This window comes from Pigmentiphaga sp. CHJ604 (genome assembly GCF_036972535.1).
Lineage (GTDB): Bacteria > Pseudomonadota > Gammaproteobacteria > Burkholderiales > Burkholderiaceae_B > Pigmentiphaga > Pigmentiphaga daeguensis.
The window spans coordinates 1,741,132-1,759,493 of sequence record NZ_CP136998.1; the positions used below are offsets into that span (position 1 = coordinate 1,741,132).

Here is an 18,362-nt window from a genome sequence, read left to right on the forward strand (position 1 = left end):
CAGGGAGGGCATGAAACCGGAAATGTCGTATTTTTTTACATGTTGAATTGTGGGCGCAATTATGTAATAACGCTCATACGCCAAAGTTAACGGCAGTGCTGCGCAAAACTTTAGCGCTGGTTCGCCTTCCAGTCGCTGCGTATCACGTCGTTCTCCGTGTGGGCTTTGCTTCGATCGGCTGTGTCTCCATGGCGTGCCGCAGGCACGCTGGTACCAATTTAGTCATTGAGCTGTCCCGCCATGTCCTACCTCACGGATTCTTCGAAGTTGTCCGGCTTCTGGAACGCGCGCTCGCAAGGCCTGCACCGGTTCTGGTGGGGGCTGCGGTATGCCCAGCCCATGACCTTGCTGGGAACGCACCTGGGCCGCAAGGACGAATACCTGGCCTGGTTCAACACGGTCGAGACACCGGTGCTGCGCCATCCGGCCAGCCGCTGGAGCTTCTGCCAGCGGCCGCCCAGCATGGTGGGGGCGCAGGCTTTTCACTTCTTCGGCGTGGAAAGGGTGCTTTCCGACAATCGTGGCTGGCACTGGCGGCCCTGGGGCGAGAACTGGCTGCACAATCTCCATGCCTTCGACGATCTGGTGGCAGACGGCGCGGATGGCCGCTTCGAGTGGCACGAGAAGCTGGTCACCAACTGGATCGTGGCCAATGCGCCCGGCAAGGGCGTGGGCTGGCGGCCTCCCAGCCTGTCGCGCCGCATCGTGAACTGGGTCAAGTGGGACCTGGACAAGCATGGCTTGAACGAAGTGGGGCGGCGCAATCTGGTCGTGCAGGTGCGTTTCCTGCGCCAGCGGCTGGGTGTGTCGATGACGGCGGCCTATCCGACGAAGGCGGGCAAGGCGCTGCTGTTCGCCGGCGCGTTCTTCGATGGAGCGGAAGCCGCGGCGTGGCGCAAGACCGGGCTGTCGGTGCTGCGCACGGCACTCAAGCCCAGCTATATGCGGGCCAGGCTGGGCGGAGGCGATGGCTATCGCATCGCCATCATCGAGGATCTGCTGGACGTGATCCAGCTCGACAAGATCTATCCAGGCACGCTGGGACGGGACGAGCTGGCTCGTTCGCAGGATCTGGTGCTGCCGCTGCTGGCGATGGAAGGCGAGCGTCGCGCCGCGCCCGGGCTGGACGGGGCCGAGCCGGTATTCTTTGCCGAGCCGAAGGTGCACGCGCTGCGGCAGTACGCGCAGCGGCTGGGCCTGAACGCACCGGCCTGATCCTTCCGGCGGCTTCTTACCCCCTTACAATAGGCGCTCCTCCGCAAAGGAGGGGTGCCGGCGTCTGCCTGCCCCGCATGCCGGGCATCTTCTTCGTGGGGCCTAGTCCGAGTCTGTCCATGCTTCGCATATCGCTTGCTTCCGGTTTCCTCGGTCTGTCGGTCCTGCTGGCCGCGCCCGTGCACGCCGCCGACCCGTTGCGCATCGGCGAGATCAACAGCTACAAGGCGCAGCCCGCCTTCCTCGAACCCTATCGCAAGGCCATGCTGCTGGCCCTGGACGAAGTCAACGCCGCGGGCGGCGTGAACGGGCGTCCGCTGGAGCTGGTGATCCGGGACGACAACGGCGTGCCGGGCGATGCGGTGCGCGCGGCCGAAGAGCTGGTCTCGCGCGAGCGCGTGGCGATGCTGGCCGGCGGCTTCCTGTCCAACGTCGGCCTGGCGCTGGGCGACTATGCCCGGCAGCGCAAGGTCCCGTTCCTGGCCAGCGAGCCTTTGACCGACAAGATCACCTGGGCCAACGGCAACCGCTACACCTTCCGCCTGCGGCCGTCGACCTGGATGCAGGTGTCCATGCTGGTGCCCGAGGCGGCCAAGCTGAGCAAGAAGCGCTGGGCCATCGTCTATCCGAACTATGAGTACGGACAGTCCGCGGTGCAGACCTTCAAGACGCTGCTGCAGGCCGCGCAGCCCGGCGTCGAGTTCGTGACCGAGCAGGCGACCCCGCTCGGCAAGCTCGATGCGGGGCCCGTGGTGCAGGCGCTGGAGGCCAGCAAGCCGGATGCGATCTTCAACGTGCTGTTCGCCACCGACCTGACCAAGTTCGTGCGCGAAGGCGCCACGCGAGGTCTGTTCAAGGGGCGCGAGGTGGTCAGCCTGCTGTCGGGCGAGCCCGAGTACCTCGAACCGCTGAAGGACGAGGCGCCCGAGGGCTGGATCGTGACGGGCTATCCCTGGTATGCGATCAAGACGCCGGAGCACCAGCGCTTCCTGGACGCTTATAGGAAGAAGTACGGCGAGCCGCCGCGCCAGGGCTCGGTGGTGGGCTACGTCACCATCCATGCCGCCGCCGAGGCGCTGCGGCGCGCGGGCAGCGCCAATCCCGAGAAGATCGTCGACGCGTTCCGCAACATGCCGTTGTCCTCGCCGTGGGGACCCATCGTCTTCCGTGCGCAGGACAACCAGTCGACGCTGGGCGCCTTCGTCGGACGGACGGCGTTGCAGGGCAGCGGGGCGCAGCGCACCGGCGTGATGGTGGACTTCCACTATGCCGACGGCGCCAAGTACCAGCCCACCGATGCCGAGGTGGCGAAGCTGCGGCCGGCGCGCTGAGCGGTGCTGGCGCAACTGCTGAACGGGCTGGCCAGCGCCAGCAGCCTGTTCCTGCTGTCGCTGGGGTTGACGCTGATCTTCGGCGTGTCGCGCGTGGTCAACTTCGCGCATGGCTCGCTCGCCATGCTGGGGCTCTACCTGGGCGTCACCCTGGCCCAGGCGTTGATCCCGCCATGGGGCGGCCCGGGGTTCTGGGCCGCGGTGGCGGGCGCGGCGCTGGCGGTGGCTGCGGTGGGCGCGCTGATCGAACGCGTCGTGCTGCGCCGGCTCTATGGCAGTCCCGAACTCTTCCAACTGGTCGCGACCTTCGCGCTGGTGCTGATCATCCGCGATGCGACGCTGGCCACCTGGGGCGCAGACGACCGGCTCGGACCCAAGGCGCCAGGGCTGGCGGGCGTGCTGGCGCCCGGCATGCTGAACCTGCCTTCGTATGATCTCGTGCTGATGGCGATCGGCCTGCTGGTGCTGGCCGGCGTGCAATGGATCATGACGTCCACGCGTTGGGGCCTGCAATTGCGCGCCGCCACCGAGGATCGCGAGATGGCGCTGGCCGTGGGCGTGGACGAGCGGCGGCTGTTCACGCAGGTATTCGCGCTGGGCGCCGGCCTGGCGGGGCTGGCGGGGGCGTTGCAGATGCCGCGCGAGCCGGCGTCGCTGGCCTACGACCTGCAGGTCGTGGCCGAGGCCTTCGTGGTGACCGTGGTGGGCGGCATGGGCAGCGTGATCGGCGCCTTCGTGGCGGCGATGATGATAGGCGTGGTCAAGGCGGCCTGCGTGGCGTTGGGGACGGTGTCGATAGGCGGCCTGGAACTGGTGCTGCCCAAGCTGACGCTGGTGATCGAGTTCCTCTTGATGGCCATCGTGCTGGCCTTCCGCCCCTGGGGACTGTTCGGGCGCCCCGTGGCGCCGCCGCGCGCGGCGCGCGCCGAGTTCAATCCGCTGCCGCCGCCCTCGCGCCGCGGCAGCCTGTTGCTGGCCGCGGGCATGGCGGCGCTGGCGCTGCTGCCCTGGCTGGCGGGCGACATGGCCTACGTACTGGTCCTGGCCGTGGATGTCCTGATCGCCGGCCTCTTTGCCGCCAGCCTGTATGTGCTGATGGGGCCGGGGGGCGTCCATTCGTTCGGCCATGCGGCTTTCCTGGGGCTCGGCGCCTACGGCGGGGCGCTGGCCGCGCACTGGGTGGCGGCCGTGCTGCCATGGCTGGCTGGCTCGGGGCCCGGCGGCATCGCCACCATCCTGCTGTGTCTGGCGGCGGGCATGCTGCTGGCGCTGGCCGGCGCTGCGGTGTTCGGTTTCGTCGTGCTCCGGGCGGCGGGAGTCTACGCGGCCATGCTGACCCTGGCCTTTGCCCAGATCACCTGGTCCGTCGCCTTCCAGTGGGATGCGGTGACGGGGGGCAGCAACGGCCTGTTCGGCTTCTGGCCCCAAGGCTGGCTGGCGACGCGCGAAGGATATTACTGGTTCGTCCTGGCGGTGGCCGGCGCCGGCGGCCTGCTGCTGCGGCACCTGATGCACGCGCCCTTCGGGCTGACGCTGCGCATGGTGCGCGACGCGCCGTTGCGCGCCGAGAGCCTGGGCCTGCCGGTGTTCGCGGTGCGCTGGACGGCCTTCATGCTGGCGGGGGCGCTGGCCGGAGCCGCTGGCGTCCTGACGGTGTTCGCCAAGGGATCGGTCGCGCCCGACCTGCTGGCCATTCCCCGTTCGGTCGACGCGCTCGTCATGGTCCTGCTGGGCGGCCTGCAATCGCTGGCCGGCCCGTGGCTGGGCGCCCTGGCCTATACGGTGGGGCAGGATTTCCTGGCGCGCGCCACCGAGTACTGGCGCGCCGCGATCGGCCTGGCCATGCTCGCGGTGATCCTGCTTGCCCCGGGCGGCCTGACCGGCGTCCGGCGGCTGGGGCGCCTTGCCCCAGCGGGACGGCCGGATGACGGGAGGGCGCCGCGATGAAGCTGGTCGTCACGGGCTTGTCCAAGTCGTTCGGCGCCGTTCGGGCGGTGGACGACGTCGGGTTCACGCTGGAAGGCGGCCAGATGCTGGCCTTGATCGGACCGAACGGCGCGGGCAAGAGCACCTGCTTCCAGTGCATCAACGGTCAGCTCCGGCCTGATGCCGGACGCATCGAATTCGATGGGCGCGATCTGGCGCGCCTGGGTGTCGCCGCGCGGGCCCGGCTGGGTCTGGGACGGACGTTCCAGATCGCCCAGGTGGCCGCGTCGCTGAGCGTGGGCCAGCACGTCGCGCTGGCGCTGGCCGCCCGCGATCCCGGCGTCTGGCACGGGGTCCGGGGGCGAGGGGCGGGGGCGGACCCGGCCGAGCTGCGCGCCTGGCTGGAACGCTTCGATCTGAAGCCGCTGGCCGGCAGGCTGTGCGGGGAGCTGCCTTATCCCGAGCTCAAGCGCGTGGAGCTGGCCAGCGCGCTGGCCCTGAGGCCCCGGGTGCTGCTGATGGACGAACCCACGGCCGGCATGACCCGCGCCGACCGGCGCGGCCTGATGGCCATCGTGAAGCAGGAGGCCGCGGGCGGCCTGGCGGTGTTGTTTACCGAGCACAGCATGGACGTGGTGTTCGGCTTTGCCGACAAGGTCCTGGTCCTGGTGCGCGGCCGCGTGATCGCGGACGGGGCGCCCGCGCAGATCGCCGCCGACCCGGCGGTGCGGGCGGCCTACCTGGGCACGGCCGCGGCGGGAGAGCCGGCATGACGGCGCTGTTGCGCACGCATGCGCTGTGCGCCTTCCATGGCCGGGCGCAGGCGTTGTTCGACGTGGACCTGGAGGTCGGGGCGGGAGAAATCGTCGCCCTGGTCGGACGCAACGGGGCCGGCAAGAGCACGCTGATGCGCGCCTTGGCGGGCCTGGTGGAAACCACGGGCGAGGTGCTGCTGGCCGGCCGCTCCATGGCCGGCTGGCGTGCCGACAGGCGGGTGCATGCGGGGCTGGCCTGGGTGCCCGAGGATCGGCGTATCTTCACCCAGCTCACGGCGCGGCAGAATCTGGAGGTGGCCGCGGGCCGGCCGCGTCCCGGCGCGGAACCCTGGACCGTGGAACGGGTCTGTCGCCTGTTTCCCGAACTCGAGCCGCTGGCGCATCGCCCGGGAGGCGCGCTGAGCGGTGGCGAGCAGCAGATGCTGGCGATCGGCCGGGCGCTGATGACCCAGCCCCGGGTAATCCTGCTGGACGAGCCGTCCGAGGGCGTGGCCCCCATCGTGGTGCAGCGGCTGGTGGAGGTGATACGCGTCCTGCGCGGGCAGGGGTTGGCGATCCTGCTGTCCGAGCAAAACGAGGCCCTGGCCGCGCCGCTGGCCGACCGCAGCCTGTACCTGGATGACGGCGTGCTGGGGGGAGCGCCCCCAGGGGCGCCAGGGTAGGGGCGCCTCCCGCGCTGGCGGCGCCCGACGCTCGTCCATATAGTTGTTATCGTCAACAAAGTAGTGTATAAAAACAACTATCGTAGGCCACCAGACAATCCAGGGGTTCGCATGAGCAGTGCATATTCCACCATCCGCGTCGAGGTCGAGGACCACGTCGCCACGCTGACGCTGAACCGGCCCGAGAGCCGCAACGCGCTCAATACGGCCATGTGCGGCGAGTTGATCGCCGCGGCCGAGGCGCTTGCCGCCGACGACGCCGTGCACGTGGTCGTGATCCGCGGAGAGGGGCCGGTGTTCTGCGCCGGCGCCGACCTGAAGGAGCGGCAGGGCATGTCCACCGCCGAGCTGACCGCGCGCCGCGTCAAGGGCTTCACCGCCTACGCCGCCCTCGAGCGCCTGCCGCAGGCGGTGATCGCCGTGGTGCATGGCGCGGCCTTCGGGTCGGGCTGCGAGATCGCTGGCGCCAGCGATTTCATCCTGGCTTCCACCGAGGCGAAGTTCCGCTACCCGGAAGTCGGCTGGGGCACCATAGGCGCGACCCAGCGGCTGCCGCGCATGGTGGGCACGCGCATGGCCAAGGAGCTGCTGTTCACCGGCCGCACGGTGGACGCGCACGAAGCCAAGGCCATCGGGCTGGTGAACCATGTGTACGAGCCGGCGGAGCTGGAGGCGCGCGCCATGGAAATGGCCCGCCATATCGCCGCGGCCGCCCCGCTGACGGTCCGGCTGACCAAGCGCTGCGTGGACCAGGGCGTGGAGACCACCCGCGAGGGCGCGATGGCCGTGGAGCTGCTGGCCATCGAGGAGAACCTGCGCCACAGCGACTGGAAGCGCGCGATCTCGGGCTTCGGTGCGGGAGCGCAGAAAAATGCTTGACCGGCCCACTACGCTTTATCGCACGCTGGAACGCACGGCCGGGGAATACGGCGCGCGCGAGGCCTTCGTCTGCCAGGCCGACCGCCTGACCTGGAACGAGGTGCTGGCAGGCACCCGCCGCATCGCCGCCGCCTTGCACGCCAGCGGCGTGCGCAAGGGCGACCATGTCGGGATCATGCTGGGCAACGGCGCCACCTGGCTGCAGACTTTCTTCGCCTGCGCGACCCTGGGCGCGGTGACCGTGCCGGTCAATACCCGCTTCAAGACCGACGAACTGCAGTTCTGCCTGAAACAGGCGGACGTGAAGCTGCTGGTGTTCGCCGACACCTTCCTGGGCATCGATTTCGTCCAGTTGTTGACCGCGGTCGAGCCGGCACTGGATACCGGCCTGCCCGGCCAGGCGCTGCCCGAGCTGCGCCGCGCCGTCATGGTGGGCGACGGCCCCTGCCCGGCGGGCGCCGAGCGCTACGCGGATTTCCTGGCGCGGGGCCAGGAGGTCGCGCCCGGGACCATCGAATCGCTGGCCGCCGACATCACGCCCGACGATCTGCTGCTGATGCAGTTCACTTCGGGCACGACCTCGTTCCCCAAGGGCGTGATGTTGACCCACGCCAACATGCTGCTCAATGCCTGGGCCGCCGGGCAGCGGATAGGCGTAAGGCACGACGACCGCTATTTCAGCATCCGGCCGTTCTTCCACGTCTCGGGCACCACGCTGTCCGTCCTGGTCAGCCTGGTGGCGGGCTGCTGCCTGCTGACGCTGCCCAAGTTCGACGTGGCCGAGACGCTGCGCGTGATGGACGAGGAAAAGTGCACGCTGACCTCGGGCAACGACACCATTTTCCTGATGATGATGGGCCATCCCGACTTCGATCCCAAGAAGCTGCATCTGCGCGGCGGCTGGGCGGCGGCGGGGCCCGAGGTCATGCAGCAGATCCGCGACGTGATGGGTGTGGACCACGTGTGCAATGCCTACGGGCAGTCCGAGGCTTCGCCCAATGTGATCATGTCGTCGCGGGACGACCCGTTCGAGTTGCGCGCCCATGGCTGGGGGCTGCCGCATCCCGGCACCGAGGTGCGCATCGTCGACCAGGACAGCGGCGAGGTCCTGCCCCCCGGAAGCCAGGGCGAGATCCAGGTGCGTGGCTGGCACGTGATGCGAGGCTATTACAAGATGCCGGAGGCGACCGCCAAGGCGCTGACGCCGGAAGGCTGGCTGCGCACCGGGGACCTGGGCGAGATGTCGCCGGAAGGGCGGTTGCGCATGGTCGGCCGGCTCAAGGACATGTACCGGGTAGGCGGCGAGAACGTCGCGCCGGCCGAGGTCGAGGAGACCCTGCACGCGCATCCCGCGGTGCAGATGGCCCAGGTGGTCGGCGTGCCCGACGCGCGCCTGGGCGAGGTGACGGCGGCCTTCGTGCTGCTCAAGGAAGGCAAGCAGGCCGGGCGCCAGGAGCTGATCGACTGGTGCAAGGCGCGCTGCGCGAACTTCAAGGTGCCGCGCTACCTCGAGATCGTGGATACGTTCGACAATATCGGCATGACGGGCAGTTCCAAGGTCCAGAAGAACAAGCTAAAGGCGCATGCCATCGAGCTGTTCGGCCTGGCGAACGTCCACGGCGCGAAGGGAGGCTAGAACCATGAGCGACGTCACGCTTTGCGAATGTTTCGCCCGGGATGGCCTGCAGCACGAGGAGACCTTCATCCCCACCGCCACCAAGGTGGCATTGATCGACCGCTTCGCCGCCATCGGCTTCCAGCGTGTCGAGGCGACTTCGTATTCGAATCCCAAGGTCGTGCCCCAGTTCGGCGATGCCAGCGAGCTGCTGCGCGCGCTGCCGCGCCGCGACGGTGTCTGGTACAAGGCGACCTGCGCCAACGTGCGCGCCGTGGAGCGCGCGGTGGCCGACCTGGACGCAGGCTTCGGCGCCAACGAGATCAGCCTGCTGGTGTCGGCCAGCGAATCGCATTCGATGAAGAACCTGCGGCGCAGCCGCGCCGACCAGTGGCAGAACGTGGCCGACATGGTGGCGGCGTCGCAGGGGCGTTTCCGCATGATCGGCACGGTGTCGGTCGCCTGGGGCTGCCCCTTCGAGGGCAAGGTATCGGCGGACAGCGTGCTGGAGGACGTCAGGCGCTTCGCCCGGCTGGGCGTCATGCACGTGGCGCTGGGCGACACGACAGGCATGGCTGCGCCGCGGACCGTCAAGCAATTGATGTCGGCGGTGCACGCCGAACTGCCGGAGGTGACGACCGTGGCGCACTTCCACGATACGCGCGGCACCGGCCTGGTCAACTACGTGGCGGCGCTGGAGGCGGGCTGCCGCTATTTCGACTGCGCCTTCGGCGGCGTGGGCGGGCATCCGGCCAAGGTCAAGTACGGCGGCGGCCATACCGGCAACGTCTCGACCGAGGACCTGGTGAACCTGTTCGAATCCATGGGGGTGTCCACCGGCATCGACCTGGAGGGACTGATGGCAACCGCGGCGATGTGCGAGGAAGCCCTGGGCCGCACGCTGCACAGCCGTGTCGCCCAGAGCGGGTTGAATCCCTTGCTGGGAGTGGCGGCGCATGGATAGTCCCGAGTCCTGCGCGGTGCTGGAGCCGGAAGCGGTCATTCCCACCGGCCCCCTGGCGGGCTCGGCCCTGGCGCCGTTCGCCGCATGGCTGGGCATTTCCGTGCGCGAGGCCGATCATGGCCGCTCGCTGCTCGTCATGACCGCCAGCGCGCGGCTGGCAAACCGGCGCGGGGTCATCCATGGCGGGGCCATCGCCACGCTGATGGACTCCAGCATGGCCATCGCCACCCGCACGATCGAGTCCGGCATGGAGACTTCCGGAACGGTAGACCTCAACATCCATTTCATCGCGCCGGGACGGGGTGACCTGACGGCCCGCGCCGAGGTCCGGCATGCCGGCGGGACCATCGCCTTCTGCCAGTGCGAAGTGCGGGACGAGGCCGGCACGCTGGTGGCCACGGCCATGAGCAGCTTCAAGCTGAGGCGGGCCAAGCCGTCCCCGGCCGGGCCCGAGTAAGGTAAATTCCTGCGTTCACCTATCGAGAAAGACGTATGACAAGACCCGTTCCCGCGAATCTCAAGGAATTGTTTTCCTACCGCCTGAACCGCCTGGCCTTCGTCTCCAGCCGCATCGCCGCACGGGTGAACGAGAGCCAGTACGAACTGGGCTCGCGCGACTGGCGCATCATCGGGTTGCTGGGCGCCTTCGCCCCGCTGTCGCTCAATGCGCTGGCACACGAGGCCAACATCGACAAGAGCCAGGCCAGCCGCAGCGTGGCCGAGCTGATCGAGCGCGGCCTGGTCAAGCGGGGCGCCGACGAATCGGACGGCCGGGGCGTGCGGCTCGACCTGACCCCGCAGGGCCGGGCGCTGTACCGCAAGGTTTTCCCCAAGGCCGTCGATCGCAACGAGAAGATGCTGTCCGTGCTGACCGACGAAGAGCGGGAAGTGCTCGAGCGCGCGATCGACAAGCTGACCGAACATACGATCGGGTTGTTGGAAGAATTAAAACCCCCCCGTACGCGCTGACGCGCGCCCCCCAGGGGGCGGGCGGCGGGGACCGGCGGAGCCGGATCCTCCGTGCCCTGGTCTGGGGCGATTTTCTCAGGGGGTGGCAACGGGGCTGTGGGGGGAGTTTCCGCCAAAATAGTTGAATTTATCAATTAAGTAGTATATAAAATCAACTATATTGGAAACCACGAGCATGAGCATGTCCGAACTCCTGATTGAGAACCGAGGGGCCGTCCGTATCCTGACGATGAACCGGCCGGAGAAGCACAACGCGTTGAATACCGCGCTGACGCAGGCGCTGGTGGATGCGCTGTGGCAGGCCGAGCGGGATGCCGAGGTCCATGCGGTGGTGCTGACGGGGGCGGGCAAGTCGTTCTGTGCCGGCGCCGATACCTCGGAGTTCAGCGCGCTGGTGCCCGAGGATCCCCAGGCCGTCAACGCGCGCGCCGACCTGACCACCGGGCTGCACCTGGCCTTCTCGCGCATGTCCAAGCCCGTCGTGGCCGCGGTGCGGGGTAATGCGCTGGGCGGGGGCGCGGGGCTGGCCATCGCCTGCGACCTGGCCGTCATGGCCGAGAACGTGCGTTTCGGCTATCCCGAGCTCAAGCACGGCATCGTCGCGGCCGTGGTCATGTCCAATCTGGTCCGCCAGTTGGGCCGCAAGCATGCTTTCGAGCTGCTGGCCATGGGCGAGCCCATCGACGGTCCGCGCGCGCTGGCGCTGGGCCTGGCCAACCGGGTCGAGCCCGACGACCGGGTGCTGGAGGCCGCGCTGGAAATCGCCGCCAGGCTGGCGGGGTGGAGCCCCATCGCGATGGGGACCACCAAGCGGCTGTTCCATCGCGTGGCCGAGCTGACGCTGGAGGAAGGCCTGGCCGCCGGGCGCGACACCAACGTCATCATGCGGGGCTTCCGCAAGGCGGCGAAATGACGCGTCCGCTGGAGAACGTCACCATCCTGGACCTGTCGCGGGTCCTGGCGTGCCCCTTCGCCACGATGATCCTGGCCGAGCTGGGAGCGACGGTGATCAAGGTCGAACAGCCCGGCACCGGCGACGAGACGCGCAGCTTCGAACCCAAGGTGGAAGGCGAGGGCGGTACCGAATCGGCCTATTACATGGCCTTCAACCGCAGCAAGCAGTCCATTACCGTCAACCTGCGCAGCGCCGAAGGGCAGGACCTCATCCGCAAGCTCAGCGCCCAGGCCGACGTGGTGCTGGAGAACTTTCCGGTCGGGACGCTGCAGCGCTACGGGCTGGACTACGCCCGGCTGTCCCAGGACAATCCCGCGCTGGTCTACGTGTCGTGCACGGGTTTCGGCATGACCGGCCCCTACGCGCCTCGCAAGGGCTACGACACGGTGTTCCAGGCCATGGGCGGCATCATGAGCCTGACCGGCGAGCGTGGCGGCGGCCCGGTCAAGCCGGGGCTGCCTGTGGCCGACCTGACCTCGGGCCTGTGGGTCGCGATCGCCATCCTGTCGTCCCTGATGGGGCGGCAGGCCACGGGCAAGGGCTGCCACGTGGATTTCTCCATGCTGGACGGCCAGGTCGGCCTGCTGTCGCTGGCCGCGGCGCGTTTCTTCGCGCTGGGCGAGGTGCCGCCCCGGCTGGGCACCGAGCATCCGGGCCGCGTGCCGTCGGCGGCGTTCCGCTGCCGCGACGACAAGTGGGTGCAGGTCACGGGCAGCGACCAGCACTGGCAGCCGCTGTGCGACCTGCTCGGGCTGCATGAGTGGGCGCAGGATCCGACCCTGGTGCGCAACATCGACCGGGTCAACCGCCGCGAGGAAGTGATGGCCGGCCTGTCGGCGGCCGTCGCCCGGTTCGACCGCGACGAATTCTGCCGGCTGTGCGACGAAGCCAAGGTGCCGGCCGGCCCCATCCTGAGCGTGGACGAGGTGCTGAGCAACGAGCACGTGCTGGCGCGCGGCATGGTGCGCGAATTCGCCCATCCCCAGCTCGGTTCGTTCAAGGCGCTGCCGGTGCCGTTCAAGTTCGACGGCTTCGACGACCCCAGCCTGGGGCGGCCGCCGCTGCTGGGCGAGCACACCGACCAGGTGCTGGCGGACAGGCTGGGCCTGGGCAAGGAGGACATCCAGGCGCTGCGCGAAAGAAAGGTCATCTAAGGCCGTGCCGGCCTAAAACCAGGAGACATACATGAAGCAGTTCAAGCAATCGTTGTTGGCGGCGGCGCTTGTGCTGGCCGCCTCGGGGGCGCAGGCCCAGTCCTATCCGACCAAGCCCATCGTGCTGGTCAACCCCTATGCCGCGGGCGGTCCGGCCGATCTCGTGGCGCGCAGCCTGGCCAAGGAGCTGGGCACCGAACTGGGGCAGCAGGTGGTGGTCGAGAACAAGGCGGGCGGGGGCGCGACCATAGGCGCGGCGTACGTGGCCCGGGCGGAGGCCGATGGCTATACGCTGCTGTTCGGCACCGCGGCGGCCCACATCGTCACGCCGCTGATCCAGCCCACGCCCTACGATGGCATCAAGGATTTCACCTTCATCGCGCTGGCGGCCAACCAGCCCAACCTGCTGGTGGTGAACCCCTCGGTCAAGGCCAACACCGCGAAAGAGCTGATCGAGCTCGCGCGCAGCAATCCCGGCAAGCTGAACTACGGTTCGTCCGGCACCGGCACCTCGCCCCACCTGGGCGGGGAGCTGATCAAGCAGCAGGCCAGGATCGAGATGGCGCACATCCCCTATGGCGGCGCGGCGCCCGCGATTACCGATCTGGTGGCCGGGCGCCTGCAGGTGGGCGTGATGAACCTGTCGGGCGAACTGCCCTATGTGAAGGCAGGCAAGCTGCGGGCCCTGGCCTACGCGTCCAAGACCCGCTCGCCGCTGCTGCCCGACGTGCCCACGTTCGCCGAGGCGGGCCTGGGCGGCGCGGAGTCCGCGTCGTGGTACACGGTGGCGGCGCCCAAGGGCACGCCCGCCGCGGTCGTCAACAAGCTCAACGCGGCGCTGAACGCGGTCACCAAGAAGGCGGAGTACCGCAAGCTGATGGAGGCCCAGGGTACCGAGCTGGCCACGCTCACGCCCGAGGAGACCACGCGCTTCGTCGTGGATGACGCCCAGCGCACCAAGGACCTCATCAAGTCGGCCAACCTCAAGCTCGAATGACCATGACCGCCAATACCCCGCGCATCCCGGCCCCGGCCGGGTTGGCTTCCACGATAGACCGCGTGGACATCATCGCCTGCTCGCAGCGCCAGGACGACCCCAGCTGGCGCTTTGCGCGCGGCACCATCACCCACGTGGACGGCTGGATCGTGGCGCTGACCGCGCGCAACGGCCAGGTGGGGTATGGGCACGTGCTGGGCACGCCCATCTTCAAGCCCGACACGGCACGCATCGAGCCGGTCCTGGAGGCGCTCCGGCGCGAGGCCCGGGGGCAGGACGCATTCGCGCTCGAAGCCCTGCACCGCCGGCTGGAAGCCGTGGCGGGGGTGGAAGTCTGCGCGCTGTCGGGTTTCGTCTGCGCGATCTACGACCTGCAGGCGCGGATGCTGGGCGTTCCCCTGCACGTGCTGCTGGGCGGCAAGGTACGCGATACCGTCGAGGCCTCGCGCATCGTCTCGATCAAGCCGCCCGAGGACATGGCCGAACAGGCCGCCAAGCTGGCGCGCCAGGGCTATCGCTATCTCAAGCTGAAGCTGAGCGGCGAGTCGGAGCTTGACGTCGCCCGCGTGCGCGCCGTGCGCGAGCGGCTGGGCGAGGCCGTCACGCTGACGGTGGACGCCAACCAGGCCTACCAGGCCGACGAGGCGATCCGCGTGTGCCAGGCGCTGCGGCCGATGGGCGTGGCGATGATGGAGCAGCCGGTGCCGGCGGCGGACATCGAAGGACTGTGCCGCGTGCACGCCGCGGGCACGCTGCCCATCGAGGCGGACGAGGCCATCGCCGGGCTGCCGGGACTGGTGCGCCTGATCGGCATGGGGGCGGCCGACTCCTACAACCTCAAGGTGCATTACCTGGGCGGCATACGCAACACGCTGATCGCCGTGCGCCTGTGCGAGGCGGCGGGCGTGGGCTACCGGTTCGGCGCGATCTTCGGGCCGCGCCTGCTGGCGGCCCAGGGCGTGCATGTGGCCAGTGTCGCCGGCAGCATCCATGCCGGTGCCGAACTGGCGGAGTTCGATCACCTGCTGGACGACCCGTTCGTGGGCCTGGAGGTCGAATCGGGCGAGCTGGCGGTGCCCGAGGGCCTGGGGTCGGGCGTGGACTACCAGCCCGCCAGCATCGGGCAGGCCTGAATCAGCGTATGCAGGAGGCGGCGCCGCTCAGGGCCGCTTCCGCTTCGCGCGCCAGCCGCTCGACCAGTTCACCGGCGGGCTCCAGTTTGTCGATCAGGCCGGCGCTTTGCCCGGCTTCCACCTTGCCCTGCGCCACGTCGCCGTCCTTGGCGGCCTGCCGCAAGGAACTGCGGGCGAACAAGGCATCCAGCTCGGCATCGTCGGCGCCGCGGTTGGCCGCCGCCTCGTACTCGGTCGAGAAGGCGTTCTTGACCATGCGGATGGGCGAGCGGCCACGGCCGACGATGGCGGTGTCGCCGATGCCGGCGTTCAGCACCAGGTCCTTGTAGGCGGCGTGCAGGCCCGATTCGGGCGTCAGCAGGAAGCGCGTGCCCAGTTGCGCGCCGCTGGCGCCCAGCGCCAGCATCGCGGCGATGCCCGCGCCGTCGGCGATGCCGCCCGCGCCGATGACTGGCACCGTCACCGCGTTGACCGTCGCCCGCACCAGCACCAGCGTGCCGACCTCGTCCGGGCCGGGATGGCCGCCGGCTTCGCCGCCCACCGCGATCACCGCGTCCACGCCCGCGTCCTCGGCCTTGCGGGCGTGCAGCGGGTTGGCCGTGACCTGTATCCACGTGACGCCGGCCTCCTTGAAGCGGCCGATGTGGGCCTTGGGGCCGCCCTGCGAGGCGATGATCACCGGCACCCCGGTTTCCAGCACGATGTCCAGGAATTCCGCCGCGCGCTTGTTGTACAGCGGGACGTTGACCGCGAAGGGCTGGCGCGTGCCGGCGCGCACGCGGGCGATGGCGGCGCGCAGGTCGTCGGGATACATGGGGCCGGCGGCGATCACGCCCAGGCCGCCGGCCTCGGAAACGGCCAGGGCCAGCTCGGCGTTGGACGAGGCCCAGCTCATGCCTCCCTGGACGATGGGGTGGCGGATGCCCAGGAGGGCGGTCAGTCGGGTAGCAAGCATGATTCGAGAGGGCAGTGTGGGAGGATTCGTAGGGATGCGCTCAGCCGGCTGAGGCACGGATCCGGTCGTTGACGTCGCGCGCGGCACGCACGGCGTCTTCCAGGGACAGCTCGTAGGCCTGCTGGAAGGCGCGCTTGGAGGCCGACAGGCCGGCCGGCGCGAACTGGGCCAGGCGCTCGGCCAGCGCGAGCGCGGCGGGGACCAGTTCGGCTTCCGGGACGATGCGGTTGATCATGCCCAGCGCGTAGGCGCGTTCGGCGTCGATGGGGTCGCCGGTGGCCACTAGTTCGAAGGCCGCCTTGGGGCCCACCTGCCGGATCAGGTTGGGAATCAGCATGCCGGCCGAGATGCCGTGCTTGACCTCGGGATAGCCGAAGCGGGCGGCGGGGGCGGCCAGCACCAGGTCGCTGCCCAGCGCCAGGCCGGCGCCCGCGCCGATGGCCGGACCGTTGACGGCGGCGATGACGGGCGTGCCCAGGCGCGCCACGATGGTGTTGATGTCGACCAGCAGGTCGCTGCGCCGGCTGGCCAGCTCCGGCTGCTCGCGCGCCAGGCGGCGGGCTTCTTCCAGGTCGGCGCCGGCGCAGAAACAGCTGCCCCGGGCGGCGATGACCACGCATCGCGTGTCGGGATCGGCATCGGCGCCATTGAAGGCGTCGACCAGGCCTTGCAGCATCGCCAGGCCGAGCGCGTTGCGCTTAGGATGGCGGTTCAGCGTCAGCAGCAGGACATGGCCGTATCGCTCGGCCAGCAGTTCGTTTTCCTCGACCACGGTGGCGTTTCCTTGAAATATAGTTGAGAAAGTAAACTATGTAGTTAATTTCGTCAACTTTATGGCGGCTCAGGCGTCCGGCGGCACGGCGCGCCCCTGCTGGAGCGAGCCGCGGTAGGCCTGGGGAGAGAGTCCGGTGCGCCGGGAGAAGAAGCGGCTGAAATAGGCCGCATCCGAGAAGCCCAGGTCCTGCGCGATGCCGGCGACGGTGGCGTCGGTGGCCGCCAATTGGCGCCGAGCCTCGCGTACCAGCCGATCGTGCAGCATGTCGAGCGCGGAGAGCCCGCATACCGCCCGGCATATCCGGCTCAGGTGGTCCGGCGTGACCTGCAGCGCCGCGGCGAAGAAGGCCAGCGCATGCTCGCGGCGGAAGTGCAGTTCCAGCAACGCACGGTACCGCTGTACCAGGGTGTCGCGCACCGCCTGCCGGGCATGAGCGGGTTCCCCCGAACTGGCCTGCCTCAGGAACCAGGTGGCGAGCAGGATCGCATGAGCCTTGAGCACTTCGGTGCGCCCCGGTTCGGCGCGGGCGAACTCGGCCCCCAGCCCTTCGAACAGGCTGGCCGCGCGTCCGGTTTCCTGCGCGAGTTCCTCCGGGCCGATGATCAGCGGGACGTCCAGCAGGCTGGCCAGGGCGGGAGCGGACGAGAAGGCGGCCTTGAGCAGGGCGGTGGGGACGGTGACCTGGCTGCCGGCGCTGCCGGGCCGGTAATGGAAGGCGTGGACGGTGCCGGGAGGGATCATCAGCGCGGCGGGCGCGGCAAGTCCGTGCCGCGCGCCATTCATCACGGCTTCGGCTCCGCCGCGCTCGATCAACTGGAACTGGTGCAGGCCTTCGTGCCGGTGGGCGGGAATCGTCCAGTCATGCAACACGCCGCGCACATCCATGGGTTCCCAGTGCAGGCAGTCGTCCGGCATGAAGTGCCTGACTTCCCGGAAGGCGACGGCGATCGGGGCGGGCGGTTTCATGGGAGGTCGGATATGTGCAAGGCTCGCCGGTATTGTCCATTATTTTCCGTCCCTGTCCTATCTATAGTTCCCTCTACCGAGCCCGCAGAGGCAGAGCAAAGGAGACACCATGGGCAGCAGGATGGGATGGATAGGGGCGGGCGCGGCGGCATGGGTGCTTTCCTGCTCCGCGGCGTGGGCGCAGCCCGCCAGTACCGTGGTTTGGTCGGGGTTTCCGGTCGGCGGGCTGGGAGACCAGGTGTCGCGGCCGCTGATCGAGCAGTTGCGCTCGCGCTATCCGGGCACCATCGTGCTGGGCAGCAAGCCGGGCGCGGGCGGGCGCATCGCCGCGGAGTTCGTCAAGCGGGCGGCGCCGGACGGGGCGACCCTGTTGCAGGGGCCTTCGTCACCCATCGTCCTCTATCCGCACACCTACGGAGCCAGGCTCGCCTATTCGCCGCAGGCCGATTTCGTGCCCGTCGCGCCGCTGGCCTCGTATGCCATCTCGATGACGGTCGGGCCCGGCGTGCCGGACGAGGTCCGCACGCTGGCCGACTTCATCGCCTGGGTGAAGCGCCATCCCGAGAAGGCCAACTACGGCATCCCCGCCGCGGGTTCGGCACTGCATTTCGTCGGCGCCACCTTTGACCGGCTGGCAAGCCTGGACATGAAGAGCGTGGCCTACAAGGGGGGAGCGCCGTTGCTGACCGATCTGCTGGGCGGCCAGGTGCCGGTGGCGTTCAACGTGATCAGCGAAGTGTTGCCGCACCTCAAGACGGGGCGGCTGCGCTCGCTCGCCGTCAGCAGCCCGGAGCGCTGGCCCGCCGTGCCGGAGGTTCCCACCTTCGCCGAACTGGGGTATCGCGACATCGCGATGGTCGAATTCCTGGGCTGGTACGCGCCCGCGCGCACGCCGCCCGAACTGGTGGGCAGGCTCAATGCGGCCGTGCGGGACGCCTTGCAGACTCCGGAAATGACGGCCGTCTTCGCCAAGAATGGACTGATGCCGCTGATCGAAACGCCCGAGGCGTTCGCCGAACGGGTGCGCGAGGACACCGCGCGCTGGGCTCCCATCGTCAAGGCCACAGGCTTTACTCCCGAGGATTGAAAC

General features: G+C 69.1%; 18 protein-coding genes. 15 read left to right on the forward strand and 3 right to left on the reverse strand.

Going from position 1 to position 18,362, the window contains the following annotated elements; translation table 11 throughout:
* Positions 1-240 precede the first annotated feature (240 nt).
* The 14 genes from R4823_RS08400 (at position 241) to R4823_RS08465 (ending at position 14,576) form a co-directional block, all read left to right on the forward strand.
* Entirely contained in the window at positions 241-1,215 is a 975-nt protein-coding gene (locus tag R4823_RS08400; RefSeq protein WP_338618223.1) for a hypothetical protein, read from the forward strand.
* 119 nt (positions 1,216-1,334) lie between these two features.
* Positions 1,335-2,546: an ABC transporter substrate-binding protein gene (locus R4823_RS08405; RefSeq protein ID WP_338618224.1), complete on the forward strand. Its 1,212-nt coding sequence runs from the start codon at positions 1,335-1,337 to the stop codon at positions 2,544-2,546.
* 3 nt (positions 2,547-2,549) lie between these two features.
* Complete coding sequence (locus R4823_RS08410) at positions 2,550-4,493, forward strand: ABC transporter permease (RefSeq protein ID WP_338618225.1); 1,944 nt, start codon at positions 2,550-2,552, stop codon at positions 4,491-4,493.
* Complete coding sequence (locus R4823_RS08415; protein WP_338618226.1) at positions 4,490-5,245, forward strand: ABC transporter ATP-binding protein; 756 nt, start codon at positions 4,490-4,492, stop codon at positions 5,243-5,245. Before R4823_RS08410 ends, R4823_RS08415 begins: the two co-directional genes overlap by 4 nt.
* Complete coding sequence (locus R4823_RS08420) at positions 5,242-5,910, forward strand: ABC transporter ATP-binding protein (protein ID WP_338618228.1); 669 nt, start codon at positions 5,242-5,244, stop codon at positions 5,908-5,910. The genes R4823_RS08415 and R4823_RS08420 overlap by 4 nt, the downstream gene beginning before the upstream one ends.
* Before the next feature lie 111 nt (positions 5,911-6,021).
* Positions 6,022-6,789: an enoyl-CoA hydratase/isomerase family protein gene (locus R4823_RS08425; RefSeq protein ID WP_132980369.1), complete on the forward strand. Its 768-nt coding sequence runs from the start codon at positions 6,022-6,024 to the stop codon at positions 6,787-6,789.
* Positions 6,782-8,425, forward strand: coding sequence for an AMP-binding protein (locus R4823_RS08430; protein WP_132980370.1), 1,644 nt, complete (start codon positions 6,782-6,784; stop codon positions 8,423-8,425). Before R4823_RS08425 ends, R4823_RS08430 begins: the two co-directional genes overlap by 8 nt.
* A 4-nt stretch (positions 8,426-8,429) precedes the next feature.
* Entirely contained in the window at positions 8,430-9,368 is a 939-nt protein-coding gene (locus R4823_RS08435; RefSeq protein WP_087838169.1) for a hydroxymethylglutaryl-CoA lyase, read from the forward strand.
* Entirely contained in the window at positions 9,361-9,825 is a 465-nt protein-coding gene (locus tag R4823_RS08440; protein ID WP_132980371.1) for a PaaI family thioesterase, read from the forward strand. Before R4823_RS08435 ends, R4823_RS08440 begins: the two co-directional genes overlap by 8 nt.
* 35 nt (positions 9,826-9,860) lie before the next feature.
* Positions 9,861-10,337, forward strand: coding sequence for a MarR family winged helix-turn-helix transcriptional regulator (locus tag R4823_RS08445; protein ID WP_087838171.1), 477 nt, complete (start codon positions 9,861-9,863; stop codon positions 10,335-10,337).
* A gap of 175 nt (positions 10,338-10,512) precedes the next feature.
* A complete protein-coding gene (locus R4823_RS08450; RefSeq protein ID WP_243724620.1) occupies positions 10,513-11,250 on the forward strand; it encodes an enoyl-CoA hydratase/isomerase family protein in 738 nt (245 codons plus the stop codon).
* Positions 11,247-12,446: a CaiB/BaiF CoA-transferase family protein gene (locus R4823_RS08455; protein ID WP_087838172.1), complete on the forward strand. Its 1,200-nt coding sequence runs from the start codon at positions 11,247-11,249 to the stop codon at positions 12,444-12,446. Before R4823_RS08450 ends, R4823_RS08455 begins: the two co-directional genes overlap by 4 nt.
* A gap of 31 nt (positions 12,447-12,477) precedes the next feature.
* Entirely contained in the window at positions 12,478-13,443 is a 966-nt protein-coding gene (locus tag R4823_RS08460; RefSeq protein WP_087838173.1) for a tripartite tricarboxylate transporter substrate binding protein, read from the forward strand.
* A 2-nt stretch (positions 13,444-13,445) separates the two neighbouring features.
* A complete protein-coding gene (locus R4823_RS08465) occupies positions 13,446-14,576 on the forward strand; it encodes an enolase C-terminal domain-like protein (protein WP_338618230.1) in 1,131 nt (376 codons plus the stop codon).
* A 1-nt stretch (position 14,577) separates the two neighbouring features.
* On the opposite strand, the gene R4823_RS08470 is transcribed toward R4823_RS08465, so the two are convergent.
* The 3 genes from R4823_RS08470 to R4823_RS08480 form a co-directional block, all read right to left on the reverse strand.
* The gene (locus R4823_RS08470; protein WP_338618231.1) at positions 14,578-15,618 is read right to left on the reverse strand and encodes a nitronate monooxygenase; all 1,041 of its coding nucleotides are present in this window, start codon (positions 15,616-15,618) and stop codon (positions 14,578-14,580) included.
* A complete protein-coding gene (locus R4823_RS08475) occupies positions 15,572-16,303 on the reverse strand; it encodes an enoyl-CoA hydratase/isomerase family protein (protein WP_338618233.1) in 732 nt (243 codons plus the stop codon). Before R4823_RS08475 ends, R4823_RS08470 begins: the two co-directional genes overlap by 47 nt.
* Before the next feature lie 69 nt (positions 16,304-16,372).
* Positions 16,373-17,272: a helix-turn-helix domain-containing protein gene (locus R4823_RS08480; protein ID WP_087838177.1), complete on the reverse strand. Its 900-nt coding sequence runs from the start codon at positions 17,270-17,272 to the stop codon at positions 16,373-16,375.
* Positions 17,273-17,381: 109 nt separating this feature from the next.
* Between R4823_RS08480 and R4823_RS08485 the strand changes: the two genes are divergently transcribed.
* Positions 17,382-18,359, forward strand: a complete 978-nt coding sequence (locus tag R4823_RS08485; RefSeq protein ID WP_132980373.1) for a tripartite tricarboxylate transporter substrate-binding protein — start codon at positions 17,382-17,384, stop codon at positions 18,357-18,359.
* Positions 18,360-18,362 lie beyond the last annotated feature (3 nt).